Annotated in this window: 17 protein-coding genes; 2 read left to right on the forward strand and 15 right to left on the reverse strand. The window is 70.7% G+C overall.

Going from position 1 to position 17,665, the window contains the following annotated elements; genetic code table 11:
• Positions 1 to 19 precede the first annotated feature (19 nt).
• The 7 genes from PYS65_RS23460 to PYS65_RS23490 form a co-directional block, all read right to left on the reverse strand.
• Positions 20 to 1,435 (reverse strand): DUF6177 family protein, encoded by a 1,416-nt coding sequence (locus PYS65_RS23460; protein WP_279335907.1) that lies wholly within the window; start codon positions 1,433 to 1,435, stop codon positions 20 to 22.
• A complete protein-coding gene (gene eccCa / locus PYS65_RS23465) occupies positions 1,432 to 5,418 on the reverse strand; it encodes a type VII secretion protein EccCa (RefSeq protein WP_279335908.1) in 3,987 nt (1,328 codons plus the stop codon). Before eccCa ends, PYS65_RS23460 begins: the two co-directional genes overlap by 4 nt.
• An 85-nt stretch (positions 5,419 to 5,503) precedes the next feature.
• On the reverse strand, positions 5,504 to 6,349 hold the full coding sequence (locus PYS65_RS23470) for a CpaE/TadZ family protein (protein WP_279335909.1): 846 nt from the start codon (positions 6,347 to 6,349) through the stop codon (positions 5,504 to 5,506).
• Between the two features lie 516 nt (positions 6,350 to 6,865).
• Positions 6,866 to 8,251 carry a type VII secretion integral membrane protein EccD gene (eccD, locus tag PYS65_RS23475; protein ID WP_279338048.1) on the reverse strand — a complete coding sequence of 462 codons (1,386 nt, stop codon included), beginning with the start codon at positions 8,249 to 8,251 and terminating at the stop codon, positions 6,866 to 6,868.
• A 16-nt stretch (positions 8,252 to 8,267) separates the two neighbouring features.
• Positions 8,268 to 8,537: a hypothetical protein gene (locus PYS65_RS23480; protein ID WP_279335910.1), complete on the reverse strand. Its 270-nt coding sequence runs from the start codon at positions 8,535 to 8,537 to the stop codon at positions 8,268 to 8,270.
• A 360-nt stretch (positions 8,538 to 8,897) separates the two neighbouring features.
• Positions 8,898 to 9,107, reverse strand: coding sequence for a DUF397 domain-containing protein (locus PYS65_RS23485; RefSeq protein ID WP_279335911.1), 210 nt, complete (start codon positions 9,105 to 9,107; stop codon positions 8,898 to 8,900).
• Positions 9,086 to 9,934, reverse strand: a complete 849-nt coding sequence (locus tag PYS65_RS23490) for a helix-turn-helix domain-containing protein (RefSeq protein ID WP_279335912.1) — start codon at positions 9,932 to 9,934, stop codon at positions 9,086 to 9,088. Before PYS65_RS23490 ends, PYS65_RS23485 begins: the two co-directional genes overlap by 22 nt.
• A gap of 203 nt (positions 9,935 to 10,137) precedes the next feature.
• Here PYS65_RS23490 and PYS65_RS23495 point away from each other — a divergent pair, with 203 nt between their 5' ends.
• Positions 10,138 to 10,464 (forward strand): hypothetical protein, encoded by a 327-nt coding sequence (locus PYS65_RS23495; protein ID WP_279335913.1) that lies wholly within the window; start codon positions 10,138 to 10,140, stop codon positions 10,462 to 10,464.
• 1 nt (position 10,465) lies between these two features.
• Positions 10,466 to 10,666 (forward strand): hypothetical protein, encoded by a 201-nt coding sequence (locus PYS65_RS23500; protein ID WP_279335914.1) that lies wholly within the window; start codon positions 10,466 to 10,468, stop codon positions 10,664 to 10,666.
• A gap of 515 nt (positions 10,667 to 11,181) precedes the next feature.
• Here the strand turns inward: PYS65_RS23500 and PYS65_RS23505 are convergent.
• The 8 genes from PYS65_RS23505 to PYS65_RS23540 all read right to left on the reverse strand — a co-directional run bounded on the left by PYS65_RS23505 (position 11,182) and on the right by PYS65_RS23540 (position 17,454).
• Positions 11,182 to 12,066 (reverse strand): immunity 49 family protein, encoded by an 885-nt coding sequence (locus PYS65_RS23505; RefSeq protein WP_279335915.1) that lies wholly within the window; start codon positions 12,064 to 12,066, stop codon positions 11,182 to 11,184.
• A 6-nt stretch (positions 12,067 to 12,072) separates the two neighbouring features.
• Positions 12,073 to 12,813: an immunity 49 family protein gene (locus PYS65_RS23510; protein WP_279335916.1), complete on the reverse strand. Its 741-nt coding sequence runs from the start codon at positions 12,811 to 12,813 to the stop codon at positions 12,073 to 12,075.
• Positions 12,814 to 12,948: 135 nt separating this feature from the next.
• On the reverse strand, positions 12,949 to 13,479 hold the full coding sequence (locus PYS65_RS23515) for a pentapeptide repeat-containing protein (RefSeq protein WP_279335917.1): 531 nt from the start codon (positions 13,477 to 13,479) through the stop codon (positions 12,949 to 12,951).
• A gap of 73 nt (positions 13,480 to 13,552) precedes the next feature.
• Positions 13,553 to 13,936: a toxin-antitoxin system YwqK family antitoxin gene (locus PYS65_RS23520; RefSeq protein ID WP_279335918.1), complete on the reverse strand. Its 384-nt coding sequence runs from the start codon at positions 13,934 to 13,936 to the stop codon at positions 13,553 to 13,555.
• Positions 13,936 to 16,320, reverse strand: a complete 2,385-nt coding sequence (locus PYS65_RS23525) for a YwqJ-related putative deaminase (protein ID WP_279335919.1) — start codon at positions 16,318 to 16,320, stop codon at positions 13,936 to 13,938. The genes PYS65_RS23520 and PYS65_RS23525 overlap by 1 nt, the downstream gene beginning before the upstream one ends.
• Entirely contained in the window at positions 16,317 to 16,706 is a 390-nt protein-coding gene (locus PYS65_RS23530; protein WP_279335920.1) for a DUF6507 family protein, read from the reverse strand. Before PYS65_RS23530 ends, PYS65_RS23525 begins: the two co-directional genes overlap by 4 nt.
• A 58-nt stretch (positions 16,707 to 16,764) precedes the next feature.
• Positions 16,765 to 17,076 carry a pore-forming ESAT-6 family protein gene (locus PYS65_RS23535; protein ID WP_279335922.1) on the reverse strand — a complete coding sequence of 104 codons (312 nt, stop codon included), beginning with the start codon at positions 17,074 to 17,076 and terminating at the stop codon, positions 16,765 to 16,767.
• 45 nt (positions 17,077 to 17,121) lie between these two features.
• Complete coding sequence (locus tag PYS65_RS23540) at positions 17,122 to 17,454, reverse strand: hypothetical protein (RefSeq protein WP_279335923.1); 333 nt, start codon at positions 17,452 to 17,454, stop codon at positions 17,122 to 17,124.
• Positions 17,455 to 17,665 lie beyond the last annotated feature (211 nt).

A 17,665-nucleotide genomic window follows, 5' to 3' on the forward strand; every position in this document is an offset into this window, starting at 1 on the left:
GCCCGGGTCCCGCGCGCCGTCAGGTTTCCGTCCCCGTTCCCGCCCCCGGCACACCGGCCCGCAGGTGCGCCGCCAGGCGGTGCAGCGTGCCGAGGGCGCCAGCGTCCGACCCGTCCCCCAGCGGATAGTGCAGGGCCGGCTCGGAGGCGGGCCCCAGGGCGACGGGCCGTACCGCGACGGGCGGGCGGCGGGCGTGGGTGAGTCCGATGCCCCGCACGTCGCGCGCGCCCAGGGTGAAGGCGACCGGGACGGTCGGCGCCTGGAGCACGGGTGCCGTGGTGAGGTCGCGGGGGGCCCGCCGCAGCGAGGTCAGCATCGTCGTCAGGCCGTGTTCGGCGACGAGGGTCCCGGCGAGGGGCGTGATCGCCTCCAGGGGCGGTTCCTCGTCCTCCCCGTACCCGAGGGTGAGCGTCACGTCCTGTTCGACCCCGGCGGTCGTGCGCGTCACCCGGATCCACGCCAGCGCGGGCCGGCCGGGGTGCCCCGTCACGAGCAGATGGGTGGGCTCGGGGGCCCGGTCGCGGGCCAGATCGGTCAGCCGGCGCGGCGACCAGGGCAGGTTGACGGGTTCCGCGGTGCCCCAGCCGGCCGGGGCGGAACCCGTGAGCGCCCGCCAGGCCGTCTCGAGCGCCTCGCCCAGGACGATGTCCTCGTGCGCGGGGAGCGTCGTACGGAACGCCACGACGAACTGCCGGTCGCTCGACGGGGACGTCCGGCCGAACGCCTCGGCGACCGAGGCCGTGCCGTCCGCCCCGAGCGCGGGCGCGAACGTGCCGTCCCGCCAGCGCAGCACCGCCCCGGACAGTCCGTCGTAGTAGCCCTGTGCCGGGTCCTGGACGACCCAGCGGCCCGGCACCTGGAGGAGGGTGGCGCGGGCCGGGGCACTGAGCCGGACGTGCGGCGGGGTGACGATCTGCAGGGCCCGGCCCGACTCGGACGTGCCGCGCAGGACCTCGGAGAGCCAGGTGGTCAGGGCCAGGACGGGCCGGTCGGACAGGACGACGGACGTGGTGTCGGTGAGGACGTCCACGACCGGCTGCCCGTCGTCCGGCGCGACGGCCGCGCGCACGTCCACGACCTCGGTGCCCGCCGCCGTCCCGGGCCAGGTGCTGCCGCCCAGCAGCAGGGCGAGCCGCCCGCACACCGATCCCGCCAGCCGCTCGGCCCCGGGCACGGCGCCGGAGGCCCGGGCCTCGGTCCACCAGAACGGCACGGGCACCTCCCGCCCGAGCAGCCGTTCTGCCTCCCCGGGGACCTGGACCAGCAGCGGGGCCTCCACCGACACGAGGGGCCTGCCGTCCGGGGCGCACAGCCGCAGCACGGCGCCCCCGGAACCGGCGGTGACGCCCGCCTCGGGGCCGGCCGCGTACAGGCCGGCCAGCAGGGCCCAGGTGTCCGGCATCTTCGGGGTGAGAGCGATGACGTCCTTGGTCACGACTCCCCCTCCTCTTCGGTTCCGATCAGCGCGGTCTGGACGAGCTGGTGGCGCCGGCCGCGGCGGACCAGGGTGCCGCGGCCGGGCGGTTGCGGGGAGGCGTACAGGCCGGGGAAGAGCTGCCCCTCGGTGCGGTCGCCGGCCATCACCAGGGCGGTGGTGCCCGTCTCGCGCAGGGTGGTCAGCAGCGGCTCGTACAGCGCGCGGGAGGCCCCCGCGGTGCGGCGCGCCAGGACGAAGTGCAGGCCGATGTCCTGCGCGGAGGAGACGTACGGCAGGAAGGGCGCGAGGGGCTGCTGTCCGGCGGTGGTGAGGATGTCGTAGTCGTCGACGAGGATGACGATCCGCGGGCCCCGGAACGCGGGTTCGCCGGTCTCGGGTGCGTCCGGGTCGGCGGTCTCCGGCAGTCGCTTGTCGAGTTCGGCGGCGATGCCCGTGGAGAGGGCGGAGGCGAGGGTGGCGTTGTGGGCGTAGCCGCCCCGGTACGGCTCCGGGACGACGCCGCGCAGGCCGCGGCGCGGGTCGAAGACACCGAAGACCAGCTCGTCGTCGGAGTACCGCTCGACGAGCCCGGCGACGACCAGCTTCAGCAGGTTCGTCCTGCCGCACTCGTTGTCGCCGAGGACCAGCAGGTGCTGGTCACCGCCGAAGAGGTCGAGCAGCACGGGGGCGAGGGCGTCCTGGTCGAGGCCGAGGGGGACCCGTCGCGGTTCGGCGGCCGGTGAGGGCAGCCGGGACGCCGGGAGCCGGGCCGGCAGCACCCGCACCGGGGCGGCGGGTTCGCCGTGCCAGGTGGCGCGGACGGTGCGGGCCGCCTCGTCCAGGGCCGGGCCCAGGTCGCCGGTCGTGGGCGAGCCGTCGATGCGGGGCAGGGCGGCCTGCGCGAACAGCTTGCCGTCGGTGAGCACCCGGCCGGGCACGTCCGGCGCGAGGGTCCCGGAGAGCTTGCGGTCGACGGAGGAGTCGGCGGGGTCGTTCAGGCGCAGTTCGACGCGGGTGCCGAAGAGCGACTGGGTGGCGATGCGGACGTCGTTCCAGCGCAGCATGCCCGCCACCACGTGGATGCCGTAGCCGCCGCCCCGCTTCAGCAGGTCGGCGACCGGCTCGTCGAGGTCGGCGAAGTCGTCGCGCAGCGCGCCGAAACCGTCGACGACGAGGACGACGTCGGTGGAGCCGAGCTGCTCCAGCCGGCCCTGGGCGCGGAGCCGGCGGAGCTGGTCGACGGAGTCGATGCCGTGCTCACGGAAGACCGCCTCGCGCTCGTCGAGCATGGCGCGCACCTCGGCCACCGTACGGGCCGCGCGCTCCCGGTCGGCCCGCCCGGCGATCCCGCCGACGTGCGGCAGGGCGGCCAGCGCCGACAGACCGCCGCCGACCAGGTCCAGCCCGTACACGGCGACCTCGCGGGGCGTGTGGGTGACCGCCAGGGACAGCACGAGGGTCCGCAGGAGCGTGGTCTTGCCGGACTGGGGGCCGCCGATCACGGCCGCGTGACCGCCGGCCGTGGTCAGGTCCAGCTCCCACCGGCCCTGCCACTGCCGGGCCGGGTCGTCGAGCACACCGAGCGGCACCCGCATCCCGCCCGCGGCGCGCGCCAGGTGCAGCCCGCGCTCGGAGACCCGGACCGGTCCCGCGGCCGCGTCCAGGGTGACGGCGTCCGGCAGCGGGGGCAGCCAGATGCGGCGCACGGCGGGCGCTGCGCCGGCAAGCCCGCCGACCATGAGGGACAGGACGGTCGGGCCGGTCTCGCGGCGGGTGGCGGAGGGTTCCTCCTCCGGCTCCTCGTCCCGCTCCGCGGTGTTGTACGCCGGGTAGGGCAGGGCGAGCGGCTCCTCTTCGCGCCGCTCGCGCGCCGCCGGGCCGCGGTGGGCGCCGGAGACGTACCCGGCCTTGAACCGTTCGTAGGTGGAGGTGTCGACCTTGAGGTAGCCGAAGCCGGGCAGCGGCGGCAGGTGGAAGGCGTCGGTGGTGTCGAGGACCGTGCGGGACTCGTCGGCGGAGAAGGTCCGCAGCCCCAGCCGGTACGACAGGTAGGTGTCCAGGCCCTTGAGCTTGCCGCCCTCGATGCGCTGGCTGGACAGCAGCAGGTGGACGCCGATGGAGCGGCCGATGCGTCCGATGGACAGGAACAGGTCGATGAAGTCCGGCTTCGCGGTGAGGAGTTCGCCGAACTCGTCGATGACGACGAACAGGTGCGGGAGCGGCTCGAGGTCCGGCCGCTCCGTGGCGCGCAGCACCGCGTAGTGCCCGATGTCGGCGACGTTGCCGGCGTCCTTCAGGACCTGCTGGCGGCGCTTGACCTCGCCGGCGAGGCTGGTGTGGACGCGTTCGACGAGCCCTGCCTGGTTCTCCAGGTTGGTGATCATCCCGGCGGTGTGCGGGAGTTCGGCGAAGGGGGCGAAGGTGGCGCCGCCCTTGTAGTCGACCAGGACGAGTGCCAGCTCCTCCGGGGAGTGGGTGGCGGCCAGGGCGAGGACGAGGGTGCGCAGCAGCTCGCTCTTGCCGGAACCGGTGGCCCCCACGCACAGTCCGTGCGGGCCCATGCCGAGCTGGGAGGACTCCTTCAGGTCCAGCAGAACCGGTTCATGACGGTCCGTCAGGCCGATGGGCACGCGGAGGAATTCACGTTCGCCGCGGGGCTGCCACAGGGTGGACAGGTCGAGGTCGGCGAGGTCGGCGATGCCGAGGAGCGCGGGGAAGTCGACCGGACCGGTGACGGGGCTTCCCTCGGCGACGGACTCCGGCGACAACCGCAGCGGGGCCAGCAGCCGGGCGACGCCCTCCACCCCGGCCGCGGTGACCGGGTCGACGGCGCCCTCGGCGGCGGAGGAACCACGCACGTCCTCGACGACCACCTGCTCGCCCCGGACGGTGAGGCGCACGCTCACCTCGTCCGGCTCGTGCACCTGCTCCTGGAGGAGGTGCACCACGGTGACCCCCATGTCCGCCAGCCCGACCGCCGAGTCCGGGCGGGGGAGCTCGGCGGCCGGCTCACCGTGGGCGTCGACGACCACCAGCAGCCGGCCCGCCAGCCGCAGCGCGCTCCGGTCGGCCAGACCGCGCCGCACCTCCGCCGCGTACGCGGACCGCCGGCCCAGCTCGTGCCGGAGCCCTTCGGCAAGCTGCCGGACATCGGGCGCGATACGGCGGGCGGCCACCGGACCGTCGTGCGCCTGCGGATCCAGCACGTGGGGCAGCCACTTCGCCCACTCCCACTCGGCGAGCCGCTCGCCGGGCACGGCCAGGGCGAGCGCGACGTCGTCCGGAGCGTGCGTCACCGCCGTCTGCACCAGCAGGGCCCGGACGACCCGCAGGACGTCCTCCCGGTCGCCGACGACGCTGACATTTCCCGCGCGGTCCAACGGCACCGTCAAGGGCACGTCGGCGGCCGTCGCGAACCGGCGCTGCAGGGCGCGCGCCTCGTTGAGCATGAACGGGTCCGGCGGCGTCAGCACCCCGCCGGCGCCGCTCTGCTGGATCTCCGGCTCCTGAGCCGGTACGTCACCGAGACCGACCCGTACCCGCAGGAAGTCGGCGTCCCGGCGGCGCCGCTCCCATAGCCGGGCGGGGTCCCGCACCAGGTCGTACAGCGCGTCCGGCGGCGGGTTCAGCTCCCGCTCCGCATCCCGCAGCCGGCGCTCCGCGACGCCGAGTTCCTCCCGCAGTTCCTCCAGGTACTCCAGGTAGCGCTCACGCTGCGTGCGCCGGGTGCGCTGCGCCTTGCCCCGCTGCGACAGGAACAGCGCCACCGCGCCCAGCAGCGCGAAGACCAGCACGACCGCGCCCACCACCGCGAACCGGCTGTTGCGGATCACGGTCATCATGATCACGGAGCCCATGACGCCGGCCATCGGCAGCAGCGCGGTGGCCGCGTTGCCGATCTTCCCCTCGGGAAGGTTCGGCGGGGGCTCGATCGTGCGGGGCCGGGCGGGTTCCGGGGGGCGGGTGCTGCGGGCGGGCCGATGGACGATCTGCAGGGTCACGGGCGGACTTCTCCGAAGCGAGTCGTGACGGAAGAGACGGAAGAGGGGTAGGGCGGACACGAGTTGGAGCGCACCGACCGGGCGCTCATCGCACCCTCACCGCGCGCCCCATCACCTCGGCGGCCAGCCGCAGCACGGCCTGCTGCGTGGTATGCGCCAGGAGGTCGGTGCGGATGGGACCCCCACCGGCCAGATGCCGGTCGTACGGCACGGAGACGACGGTGACCCCGGCCTCCTTGAGGTGCCCCGCGGCCGTCTTGTCGTCGAGGAGCATGTCGGGGGTGCCCGACACCAGCGCCACGACCGTCGTGGCCAGGGCGGAGTGCGGCAACCGGGCCAGCCAGTCCAGCACCTGACGGGTGGCGTTCACCCCCTCCGCGGTGGCCGGCGCCACCACCACCCGGGCGTGCGCGGTGTCCATGGCGGTGCGGGCCACCTCGCCGGGGAGCGTCTCGCAGTCGACCACGGTCACGGCGAAGTAGCGGCGCAGCGCCAGCGTCACCTTGCGGTACGCCGTCATGTCGAGCGGCGGACCGACCTGGCCCCGGCTCGCCGGCAGCAGCCAGCCGCCGTCGGACACCGGCACCAAGTAGCCGGTCACGTCCGTCAGTTGCATGGACGGATGGAGGATCGACGCGAGATCGGCGCACGTCCAGCGCACCGCCTCCGCACCCATCCGCACCGGCAGGGTGCCCAGCGCGGCATCCGCCTCCAGGGTCAGCACCGGGTCGTGCCGGTAGTGGTTGAGGGTGCGCCCGAGCAACGCCGAGACGGTGGACTTTCCGACACCGCCGCGGATGGAAGTGACGGCCACCACCCGGCCCGTGGTGACGGGCTGCTGCAACTCCCGGGCGATCCGCGTCTGTTCGGCGACGTCCTGGGCCACGGACGAGGTGAGCTTGCGCAGCGCCCTCCCCGTGCGCCGGGTCACGGAGTCACCGTGCAGGGGGCGGCCCAGGGCGAGGAGGAGGCGGGGATCGAGGGTGGGGGAGGACTCGGGGGCGGGGGCCGCGGGGAGGCGGGGGCCGCGAGTGGGGACGGGGGCAGGGTCGGGGACGGCGGGCGCCGCGGGCCGCTCCGGGACCGGCCCAGCGGCGGCCCGGTCAGCCGATATGGGGGAAGGGGACACCAGGCCGTCCGGAGCGCCGGATGCGGACGGGGAGGCGGAGGCGTCCGGGAGCACTGCACCGGGGGCGTGCGGGCCGGGAGAGTGCGGGCCGGGCGCGTCACCTTCAGTGCCCGCCCCCGCCCCCGCTTCCGCACCGGTGTGCGTACCCGCATCCGAAGGGCCGCTCCCCCCGCCGCCCAGCTCCCGCAGTACGTCCCGCTGCCAGTCGCCGCCACTGCCACTGCGACTGTCACTGCCACTGCCACTGCCATTGCCGTGCGCCGACGGCTGCTCCCGCCCCTGCTCCCCGTTCGTCATGCCGCCGCGCCCCTCAAGCCCCTAAGCGAAGGTGTCGAGCAGTCGCCCGTACACACCGAACACGCCGACCAGCAGCGGAAGCAGCGCGATGACCCCCACCGACTCGAGCAGGTCACCGGCCCGCCGCAGCCGGACCCGTACGTGCTCGGCCGGCTGCACGGCGAGCACGAGGAGCGGCAGGACCGCCAGCACCACGAGGACGGCCAGCGATGCCATGGCCGAGGACCGCTCCGCCCACACCGCCAGCAACCGCACGGCGACGCCCGCCGCGGCGACCAGCAGCACGACCACCTCGGCGACCAGCGGAAACGCCCGGGCCCGCAGCGCCAGCACCACCGCGACGACCGCGGCCAGCGGCACCGTCCACCCGGAGGGATTCCGCAGCGCCAGCACGGCGGCCACGGCGGCCGACCCCGCCAGAGTGACCGTGGCGAGCACCAGCCCGCGGTGGGCGGCGCCCAGGGCGACGGACACCTGGTGGCGGCTGACGGAGACCCCGCCGGCCCGGCGGTCGTCGAGCCCGGAGAGCCCGGACGCCATCAGCGCGAGCCGCGGCAGCACGCCGAGCACCACCACCGAGACCACGCCGACAACGGCCCCGACACGGGCCTGCTGCTCCACCGTTCCGGCGCCGGACTGCACGGCGACGACGACCTCCCAGCCGACGGCGGTCAGAGCCACGGCCCCGGCCCCCACCAGCCCGCCCCGCCCCAACGGCGTGAACAGCCCGAGCAGGGCGAGGACCAGCACACTCACAGCAGCCACCCCGGCGAGCCGCAGCGCACCCGCCGACGACCCCCCGGCGACATCGACCAGGCTCCACACACCCAGCACACCGAGCGCGCCACCGGAACACAGCAGAGTCACGGCGAGCCCGTGCCTGCGCACCCGCCCCAGGACCGCACCCGCGACCGCCGCCGCACCGGCGGCGGCGAGCAGGGCACCGGCGACGACCGAACTGTCGTACCGCGCACGCGCGAACAGCGCGGCGACGACCACCCAGCCCACGCTCGCGACCCCTGCCGTGACCCGCCGCGCGGCCGGCCCCCACACCCATGCCCGATGACCGAGGTCCTCCGCCACCTCGTCGGTGACGTCGTGCACGACGGGGGCGGGCGGGGCGTCCTCCGCGCGGACGAGACGCAGGACGGCACCGTCACGGATGCCCGCCGTCTCCAGTGTGCTGTCGTGATCGAGCGCGGAGCCGTCCACCGTGACGAGGTGACGCGAGGCGGGCCGCCCCGCCACACGGTCGTCCAGCAACCGCATGATCTCGGGCAGCAGCAGCCCGACCGGCTCCCGCGCCGGAAGCACCAGGTCGACGCGGCGACGCTCACCGACGAGCGTGACCCGGCTCAACACCGTCGGCCCACCGGCCGTTTCCGTGCTCAAGTCCCCCGGAGACATCACGCTCGCGAACCTATCACCGGCTTGTAGGACTACTGGAGGGCGTGGAAACGCCGGGAGAGTACGGGCTGTTGCCCTGCCCCATCAGCCGATGCGAAACGAACGACCACCCCACACACCCCGCGCACAGCACGGCCGCGATCACCATCCCGGCGATCACCTTCCCCACCCGCTCGTCCACGGCCCGCCGTTGCCGCTGCGCCCCGAACAACAGGGCGTCCCGCAACCGCCGCCGCCGCACGGAAACGGATTCGAGAAGCTGACTGTCGTAGTCCTGGGCGGACATGCTGCTCATTCACCTCGTGTCGGGTCAGGTGGGGAATTCGCCGAGTCGGCTGCGCTTGAGCAGATTCACGGGCAGGTACTCCGACTCGACCTCGATCCTCCTGGAGCCACTTCCCAAGACGCATCGCGGCCCGGTGATCGGGAATTTGCTCAGGGCGCCTGCGAGTGGTCGTCGAGACGCCGGCTTCTCGTCGGTCGGCCGTCCTCGTCCCACCGGTATTCCTCTTGGACCGTGAGACCGCCGTCGTCGAAGGGCTGTCGGCGAAGCTGGAGGTGGCCGTGACGGGCTGAGTGATCCGCCGTAGTCCTTGTTCCGGAACGGGTCCTGGAACATCACCAGGGCTCGTTCCGTGTAACCGCCTTACAGGGAGCCGTCCTTGACGCTGTCGACGAAGGATCGCCAGGCCACCCCGTCCAGCATCATCACAGGGCCGGCCAGGTTCTTGCTGTCGCGGACGGGGACCGCGCCGGCGAAGTCATCGCAGACTTCGACGCAGGCATCCCCCTGCTGGCCCCCGCTGTAGGAGGACTTGCGCCAGCGGGCGCTGCTCAGGTCCCGGGTGACTCGCATGACTCGTATGTCTCCAACATCGTCTCGATCAGTGTTGCCGACTCGCGCGGCGAGAGGGCGTGGACCTTTTTCAGATCGTACTCTCGCATGTGCCGCGTGACGGCTTTCCGGTCGTCGATGATTTCGCCGTACCCAGAGCCTTCCTGGTACATGGTGGTCGAGTTGTCCGGGAGGGTCAGAAGGATGCGGGTGCCGCTCATCATGGCGCACGCGTCCGCCTCGAACGGGCTTACCTGGATGGTCGAGTGACGTGTATTGACCAGTGGCAGCAGTGCCGCGAGCTGCCCGCGCATTACCGCTGGGCTGCCTACGACCTGCCGTAGCGCCGCTTCGCCGAGGATCCACCAGAAGTCCGGTGGGCAGTCCCGTCGCAGGGTCTCCTGACGGCTCAGGCGATCCGCCACCAGGCCGTCGATCCCCCTTGGGCTCATCCCTGGCTCTCCTGCCGTGAACAGCGCGCGCATGTACGCCTCTGTCTGGAGCAGGCCAGGAATGAGACTCGCGCTGAACTCCTGAATCCGCACCGCCCGAGCCTCCAGCTCCAGGCAGTGATCGAACCGCCTCGGCGAGTACTCCCGCTTCACCGCCCCCCACAGCCCCTGGAACAACTCCCCCGTCCCGAAAGCCGCATCCAGCTTCTCCGAGATCGGCGGCAGCGGAAGCCGTTCCCCTGTCTCCACGCCGTGCAGGTGTGTCTTGCTGTAGTTGACGATGTCCGACATCCGGTCCAGCGACAGCCCGATGAGCTGGCGCTGACGGCGCAGCTCGACGCCGTACAGGTCGCGGGCGGAGTGGACGGGTTCGAGGTCGCGGGAGGGCTGGGTCATGGCGGTCGGTGCTCCCTTGCCGTGTGCCGTGTCGGCATGCCGTTCCGTGTCCCCGAGGGAACAGGGCATCCGTCAACGCTAGTCGCGTTCGGTGACATCATGGGTGCGAATAGTGAGAATGTGCAGGTGGCGGCTGTTCCGGAACGCGGTTCGGAACGCCGTCCCCCTGGTCGGCAGCCGTTGCCCGACGTGACGCTGAGGGGGTGAACAGTGAGAAGCGGCAGGAGGCCGCACCCTTGTCCTCCCGCGGGCACCAGACGACCGACGTGACGCCCCGCCCCGGTCGCCCCGAACGGGAGGAGACCCGGCTTCCGGTCGGTGAACTCGCTCTCGACGTACGGCGGGAGAAGCGCGGGATCGTCATGGACCATCAGGACGGGTTCGTATGGCTGCGCCCGGAGGGCGGCGGCACGGAGTGGACGGCACTGCCCGGCGACGTGCAGCCGTTGAACGTCCGTGAACGGGCTGAGGGGCTGATGTGGACGCGGGTGGCCAGGGCCAACGCCCGCAGCAGAGGGGAGGTTCTCTGAGGTGGGAGACGCGGAACAGGCGTGTGAGGACCTGCGCGACGCGCTCCGGGCGGCGGGGGTGACGTTGCCGTCCCTCGGGCTCGATGCCGCTTCGTACGCCGGGTCCGCTCCGCTCGCGCTGATCGACCTGGGGCGCTGCAACGTGGCCACGGCCCGTGCGCTCACCTCCGCGCTCCGGCCCGGTCAAGGGGCGGCACGGTGAGGCCGTCGGCGCTACCGTCGCATCTTCGGCGACCACACGGTCATGGAGCCCCGGCGGAGTCGGCCGGACGGCTACGAACGGACGGGCACGGCGTGATGTTCGCCCCGTCCGCCGAGCACCCCTGGCGTGACGTGTGGCCCCTGGTTGCGCAGGCCGGTGACGGTAACGCGTGGGTGACGGGCGCGTGTTGGTTGTACTGCCGCCGTGAGGGCGTGGCCGTGCTGTGGGTCGGTTCCGTGGCCACGCCCGGCGCGAGGGGAGACGCGTACGCGTGTGGCCCGTGCATCGCGGAGTTCGACCGTATGGTGCGCGTCCGGTCGCATCACCGTGACCGCAGCGCCGACCGGGTAGGGCAGCCCGCCGCGCACACCGGGCACGCGCACGCATCCCCGCTGCACACCGAAGAGCAACGCGTCCGCAACCGCTGTCGACGCACGGCTACGGGATCGAGGAGCTGGCTGTCGTCATCCTGAGCTGTCACGATCTGCGGCTGCCTGCCTCGCGGAGAACGCGGATCACGTCTCGAACTCGCCGACCCATGAACGCCTCAGCAGGTGCTTGGGCAAGTAATCGGACTCGACCTCGACCGGGAATTCGTTGTCGTAAGCCATGCAGGCCAACGCGAGGGGAGCGAGGGCCACCAGGCCGTCACCGCTCAGGGCGCGCGCCACGTCGCCGGCCCAGAACTGCTTGTGCCCGGTGGCGGCGTCAACCAGTGCAGTGTTGAACTGATCAATTTCCCGCAGCTGGAAGCGGTGGAAGAGTTCGAGCGGCGGATAAAGAATCTTCAGCATCGTTTCCTTGTCAGTGACGCTCTCCCGCTCGGGATCGGTGCCTTTGACCGCTGATACCAGCTTGTCCCACATCTCCGTTGCCCGACCGGCCCAGTAGCTTTGCAGAGCCTCCACCCAGTCGTAGACATAGTCGTCGAAAACCGCGCCCTCGGGAACAGAGGCACGGAGGAACGACACAGGTACCTGCATCAGTCGATCGAGACGGTCATTCTCGCGGCAGATCGTCGCCAAATAGACCGATGTGAGCCACGCCCCCGCATGCGTGTAAGGCGTCGGCCCCGTCGCAGGCAGGGTCTTCACCTCGCCCGCGCTTCCGATGCGGCACGGTACGGGCCCCTCGGCGGCTGTGGCGGAGTCGAACAGGGCGCAGCCGACCTGCATGGCGGTGACCCAGGCCTCCCACGTCTCAAGTCCGGCTGATTCGGGATCCGTCAGGCAGCGCCACTTCGCCATGGTCAGGGTGCTGCTCAGCGCCCGACGGCGGGACATCTCCGACCTTTCCAGTCGGTCGAGAACCCGGCGCGTCCCATCGGCGAGCGGCGCCATGGCCTCGGCCGCGTTGTCCGTGCGGAAGTCATGGCGCGGAACACTCGTGACCACATTCACCTCGTGTCATGTGGGGAATTCGCCCAGCCAGCTGCGTTTGAGCAGGTGTTGGGGCAGGTATTCCGATTCGACCTCGATGGGCCGTCCGGCGTCATGGGCGAGGCAGGTGAGGGCGAGGATCGCGAGGGGGATGTCGCCCTCACTTGTCTCCTGGCGCTCCTCGCTCGCCGTCCAGTACTCCCTGTGGAGCTGGAGTGCCTGGACCAGGGCCTCGTTGAATTGGTCGGGGTCCTGGCCGATGAAGCGGTAGAAGAGGTTGATCGGCGGATACAGGACCTTGAGCATCGTCTCGCGGTCGAGGAACCGCAGCCGGTCGGGGTCGGTCGCGTCGAATGCGGCGACGAGCTTGCCCCCGAGGCCGGGCCGCTCCAGCCAGTACGCCTGGAGGGCGTCCACCCAGTGGTAGATGTGCTCCTCGAACACGGCGCCGGAGGCCCGCAGCGTCTCGATCGGCACCTCGCACAACTGCGTCATCCGCACCTGGTCCCGGCAGACGACCGCCAGCCAGAAGGCTTCCAGCCAGGTGCCGGCGTCCGTGAAGTGCGTGATCCCCACGGCGGGGATCGTCCGCACTTCATGGCCGATCATGCACTCGACGGTGGAACCCCCCGGAGCGGTCGCCGAGGCGAACAGGGCGGATCCGACCTGCATGGCCATCACCCAGGCCTCCCACGTCTCCAACTTGTCGACGGTGGGGTCGTCGAGGCACAGGAACGCGGCCCTGTGGAGTGCCCGACTGAACGTCATGCCGAGGCTGTCCGGGTACTCCTCCAGGTCCTCGATGTCATCGAGGGTGCGCGCATTGGTTCTCTGCCGCAGTCTGTCCGGATCCGGGTGGATTCCCTCTTCTGGCGGTCGCGAAACAATAACTGACAATTCCCATTACCCCCGGCTCTCCAGTACACGTACATCGCCGCCACGTTCCCGCAGCCAACGCTCCAGATCGGCTCCGCTGATTTCTTGCCGGTCCTCCCGGCCTCTCATCTGGACAGGGCCGAAAAGGGTGCCCGACATCCCTTTGAATTCGGTCGTTTCATCCACGGTCACTTTGAACGTGTTCTCGCGGACGATCGCCTGGGAGAGGTCGGAGCCGCTGAAGTCGACGTCGATCAACGAGGCACCCATGAGACGGGTTCCCCGGAGCGAGGCGGCTGAGGAGTCGACCCCGTACAGCGACGCCTTGCCCAGGTCCGCGCCATCGAGAACCGCCCCCCGGAACACCGCGTCATCCAGGTTGACGCGCACCAACGAAGCCCACGTCAGGTCGGCTCCGGAGAAGTCAGCCCCTTCGGCGTCGGAGCGGTAGAGATCCACGCCGATCAGCCTGGCCCCGACCAGTTTGGCATCGGTGAACCAGGACTCCTGAAAGACGCAGCCGGAGAGATCCGCACCGCTCAGATCGAGACCGATCATGTCGATCCCCCCTTTGCCGCCTCCCTGGAGCCACTCTTGGAGACGTAATGCGGCCTGAGGGTAGGGAAGCCCTTCAGGTCTCATGCCGGTGGTCATCGAGACGCCAACTTCTCGTCGGTCGACCGTCCTCGTCCCACTCGTATTCCTCTCGGATCGTGAGACCGTCGTCGTCGAAATTTTTTCGTGATGCCAGGGTGCCGTTCGAGTGCCACTCTCTGAATTCTCCGCGAGGCAGACCCTCGCGTACGGTGCCTTCCGACCGAAGAGTGCCGTCCTTGTACCACTCGCGCGAAGAGCCGTTTTGTACACCGTCGGCATATGAGTCCAGGCTCACAAGCTTGCCGCCGAGGTGTTCAGTCACCTCGCCGGTGAAAGGCTCCCCTCGGTAGAGCAAGCGTTGCGCATCGTCCATATCTACTTCTGGGTCGTCGATATCAATTCGTTGTGTGGTAGCCATCAGGGAATCCAGTTCTCATCGCTCGGAGGGAAGCCAGTGAAACGTCCATGGCTGGACGGCACCCCTTGCAGCATGTGATTGCAATTGGCGCAGTAGGGAGCTGCTCTACCCGGAGCTCCTGTCGCTTTGTCTGACAAATAGGGGAACTCAACCGACGCGCGCATCTCGATGAGTGCGTCTTCCCCGTCGGGGAGACCCTTTTTGGTGCGCTCCCAGAGTAGTTCGTTTGCTGCCTTGACTTCGGCATGCCCCAAGGGATGGTCCTTGTGCGGCGGGCTCGATCGGATGGCTTCGTAACGGGCAGTCAAAGTGGGATGAAGTTTGTCCGGTAGGATAACGTCGTTCGGCTTCCCGTTGATACCTTCGATGATCTCGCCGGTACGCAGGTCGATCACGGATCCTACACAGGCGCCAGTCTGCTTCCGCGGAAAAACCTCTGCTTCCTTCGCCTGCCGGTATGCAGCACCGCGCTCGCGTGACAGCTGGTCGAGGTAGTCATTGACGGAACGGCCGTCGACATGAGTGATCAAACCGTTGGCCCGGGTGACCCTTGTCTCGGGGAGTTGGGCGAGCACTTTGTGGCCCGGACCAGGAGCAGGAGCGGAATCAAGATCTGCCCGGAGGGCCTCCGCTGCGGGGTCGCCGTGCGGAGTCACGCCAAGATCGTCATGGGAGTTCGGAGGCAATGGGTCGCTGTCGGCGTCGGGACGCGCCGACAGCCGGGACTCATCACCGAGACCATAATGGTCCGACCCGCCGTGGTGTGGTGCGTCCGCGTATGCCGGTCCTGGGCGACTGGGCGGCCCGTCGCCATGCGAGGGGTACCCCCCATGAGCTGATCCGGAGGGTGTCCCATGGCTGGGGGACGAACCGTTCATTGCATCGTGAGCCATGCTGCCCGCTGCACGGCCACCCGACGTGGTGGTGGGGTTGTTGGCTTTCCCCGGAGCCGAGTCTCCCGCCGCCCCGGCAACGTTGGCGTCGCCGGTATGAGCACCGACGGGGGCAGGATCACGACGGGCGAGACTTTCCAGCAGCTCCCGGTCCGCCGCCGACAGTTCCACCTTCGCCGGCGCCGCCGTCCCGTCCGCGCGGACGACCGAGCCGTCGTCCAGGTTCAGGCGGGTGCCGTCGGGCCACTCCACGACGTTGTCGCGGATGACCGGCGTGTCGTCGGCGACCCGGACCACGCTGCCGTCGGGCTGGACGCGCCCCGCACCGGCGAGGACGTCGTCGTAGGCGCCCGCGTGCACGCCCCGCAGGCCGGCGAACAGGTCGGCGACCTTGACCGTGCCGAACGTCGCGGCCTTGCCCAGGTACGTCATGGGATCGACCAGCCGGGCCGTCCTGCCGAGCGCGCCGACCGTGCGGGCCACCGCGCCGCTCTTCGCGGCTGCTCCGGCGCCTCCGGTGAACACAGTGGTCAGGACGTTGAAGGTGACCGCGCCGCCCGCCCGTGCGGGGTTCTCGCCCCACTGGTCCCAGGCGACCAGCGCCTTGCCCGTCTCCTTGACCGCGTTGCGGGAGTCGCGCAGGTAGGAGGGCAGTTTGTCCTCGGGCATCGCCCAGTAGGCGGCGCCGACGACGGGCACCGCGGTGATGAGCACGCCGGTCGCGAGCTTGCCGAGCCCTTTCCATGCCTCGCCCGCCGCGTCCCAGCCGTCGAAGCCGACGAGGGTGCCCAGGCCCTGGATCGTGCCCCACACCCCGTCGACGACGAATCCCTTGCCGAACTCCCACACCTGGTGGCCCAGCCAGTCGAGCCCGTGCCGCTCCTTCTCCACGATGTTGCCCCAGGGCAGTTCCTCGGACTGGTTCAGCAGCTCGGCGGTGAAGCCGTAGGTGCGGGTGCCGCGCTCCACCAGGCGCTTGTCCGCGCCGTCCTCGAGGATCAGCTTCGAGCCGCCCACCAGCGCGGTGATCGTGTCGTGGCAGGTGATCTCCGCCAGCCAGAAGGCCTCCGTGGTGGCGTTGACGTCGTACACCAGGTCGTTGTTGAGCTGGACGTTGTCGTCGTCCTCGCGCCAGTCGTCGTCTCCCGCTATCTGCTGCCGGAAGGTTTCCGCACGCCGCTTGAGGCTCTTCAGCCTGGCCACCAGCGGCTGGATCTCCGTCTCGTACGCGCTGAGGGCCGCCGCGACCTTCTCCAGATCGTCGGCGAACTCGTCCGCCTTGGCCGCCACCGGCGCGGTCGTGGCGAACAACTGCTCCGCCTCCGGTGCCGTGTAGCACGCCGACAGCCCCTGGAAGCGGGTGTGCACGTCGGATCCCGACTGGCGGAAGGCGAGGGCCTCCCCCGTCAGCAGCATGTGATCCGTGCCCAGTTGCTCCAGGTCGCCGGTGAACTGCGGGATCTTCTGCGGGTCGATCAGGTCCGTGCTCACGTGCCCCCCTGCGCCCCGCCCGCCCCCGGCAGGTCGATCTTCGGCTCCTTCAGCGCGTTCGCCTGGGCCTGCGCGGCCATCTTCAGATCGCCCTTGACGTACTCGTTGGTCGCGGTGGCCGCCCCGTTGAGGGAGTTCGACGTGCGCACCGCGACGTACATCAGCTTCTCCTGGTAGGCGGTGAAGAACTCGCCCAGCGCCGCCGCGACCGGCCCCTGGACCCCGCTCTTCTCCACGCCGCCCTGCTGGACCGTGCCGGCGGACTTCGCCGCACTCGGCAGCGTCTCCTGCAGGGCCTTCCCGGTGTCCGAGAGGCCCTCGGCCGCCTCCGCCGTCTTCGTGAGAACGCGCTGTACGCCGGACGGCGAGATGTCCCACCCCGTCATGTGGATTCCCCGTAACTCCCGTGCGCCGTCATTCCAGCCGTGCGCCGACGCGACCGCGTCAGCCGATGTTGTCGACCGCCGCCCGCGCCTTCGCCATCGTCGCCTGGGCCGTCCCGTCGTTGTCCTCGAGGGTGGTGCGCACCAGTTGGATGATGCTGCGTACCTCGTTGGCCGCGCGGTTCCAGCGCACTTCCTTGCCGTGGTACTCCTCGGAGACCCCGTCGGCCTGGAAGTCGGCCATGGCGGCCTTCACGGCCTTGTCGCGGTCGGCCAGTACGCGCTCCAACTGGCCGACGATGCCCTGCAGGCCGCCCTGCACCTCGCTCGACGCGCCGGTGTCGTAGGAGCGGCGGTCCAGATTCTGGCCCATCGTCAAAACCCCCTGTGGTTGTCGGTCTCTGTCCCGGCTACGGGTCTAGCGCGCGCCGAAGCGGGCCGCGTCGAAGTTCGCCGCACCCATGTTCTTGTGGGCGTTGTCCTGCTGTTCCACGTCACCGGTGCCGAACGCGGTGTCCATACCGCCCTGGCCTTCGAGGATCGCGCCCAGCGACTGGTTCAGCGCGGCGGTGATCTCGTCCGCCCGCGTCTTGAACGAGTCGAAGGCGACCTTTCCGGATCCGTTGAACTTGCCCTCCAGCGGCTCGGCCGCCTGGATGAGCATGCGGATCAGCGTGCCCAGGTCGGTGCTCGAACCGACCGTGTTCTTGCCCAGATCCGACAGGGTCGTGGACCCCATGTCGAACTTCATGTGTCACCCCCGTGCGTCACGTACACATCACAAACTCGTTCGAACATGCTGTCGCACAACCCGTCGCGGATGCAACGCCGTTGAGCATGATGTGACGTGATCCGGACATGTCGGGGACGACGTCCCACGGCTCGCCGGGAAAGTTTTTCCGCGAAGGCGTACAACCCTCCCCACACCCCGCGGGTCGTACGTGCTGTCAGGACTTCTGTGG

Source organism: Streptomyces cathayae, from assembly GCF_029760955.1.
GTDB classification, from domain to species: Bacteria; Actinomycetota; Actinomycetes; order Streptomycetales; family Streptomycetaceae; genus Streptomyces; species Streptomyces cathayae.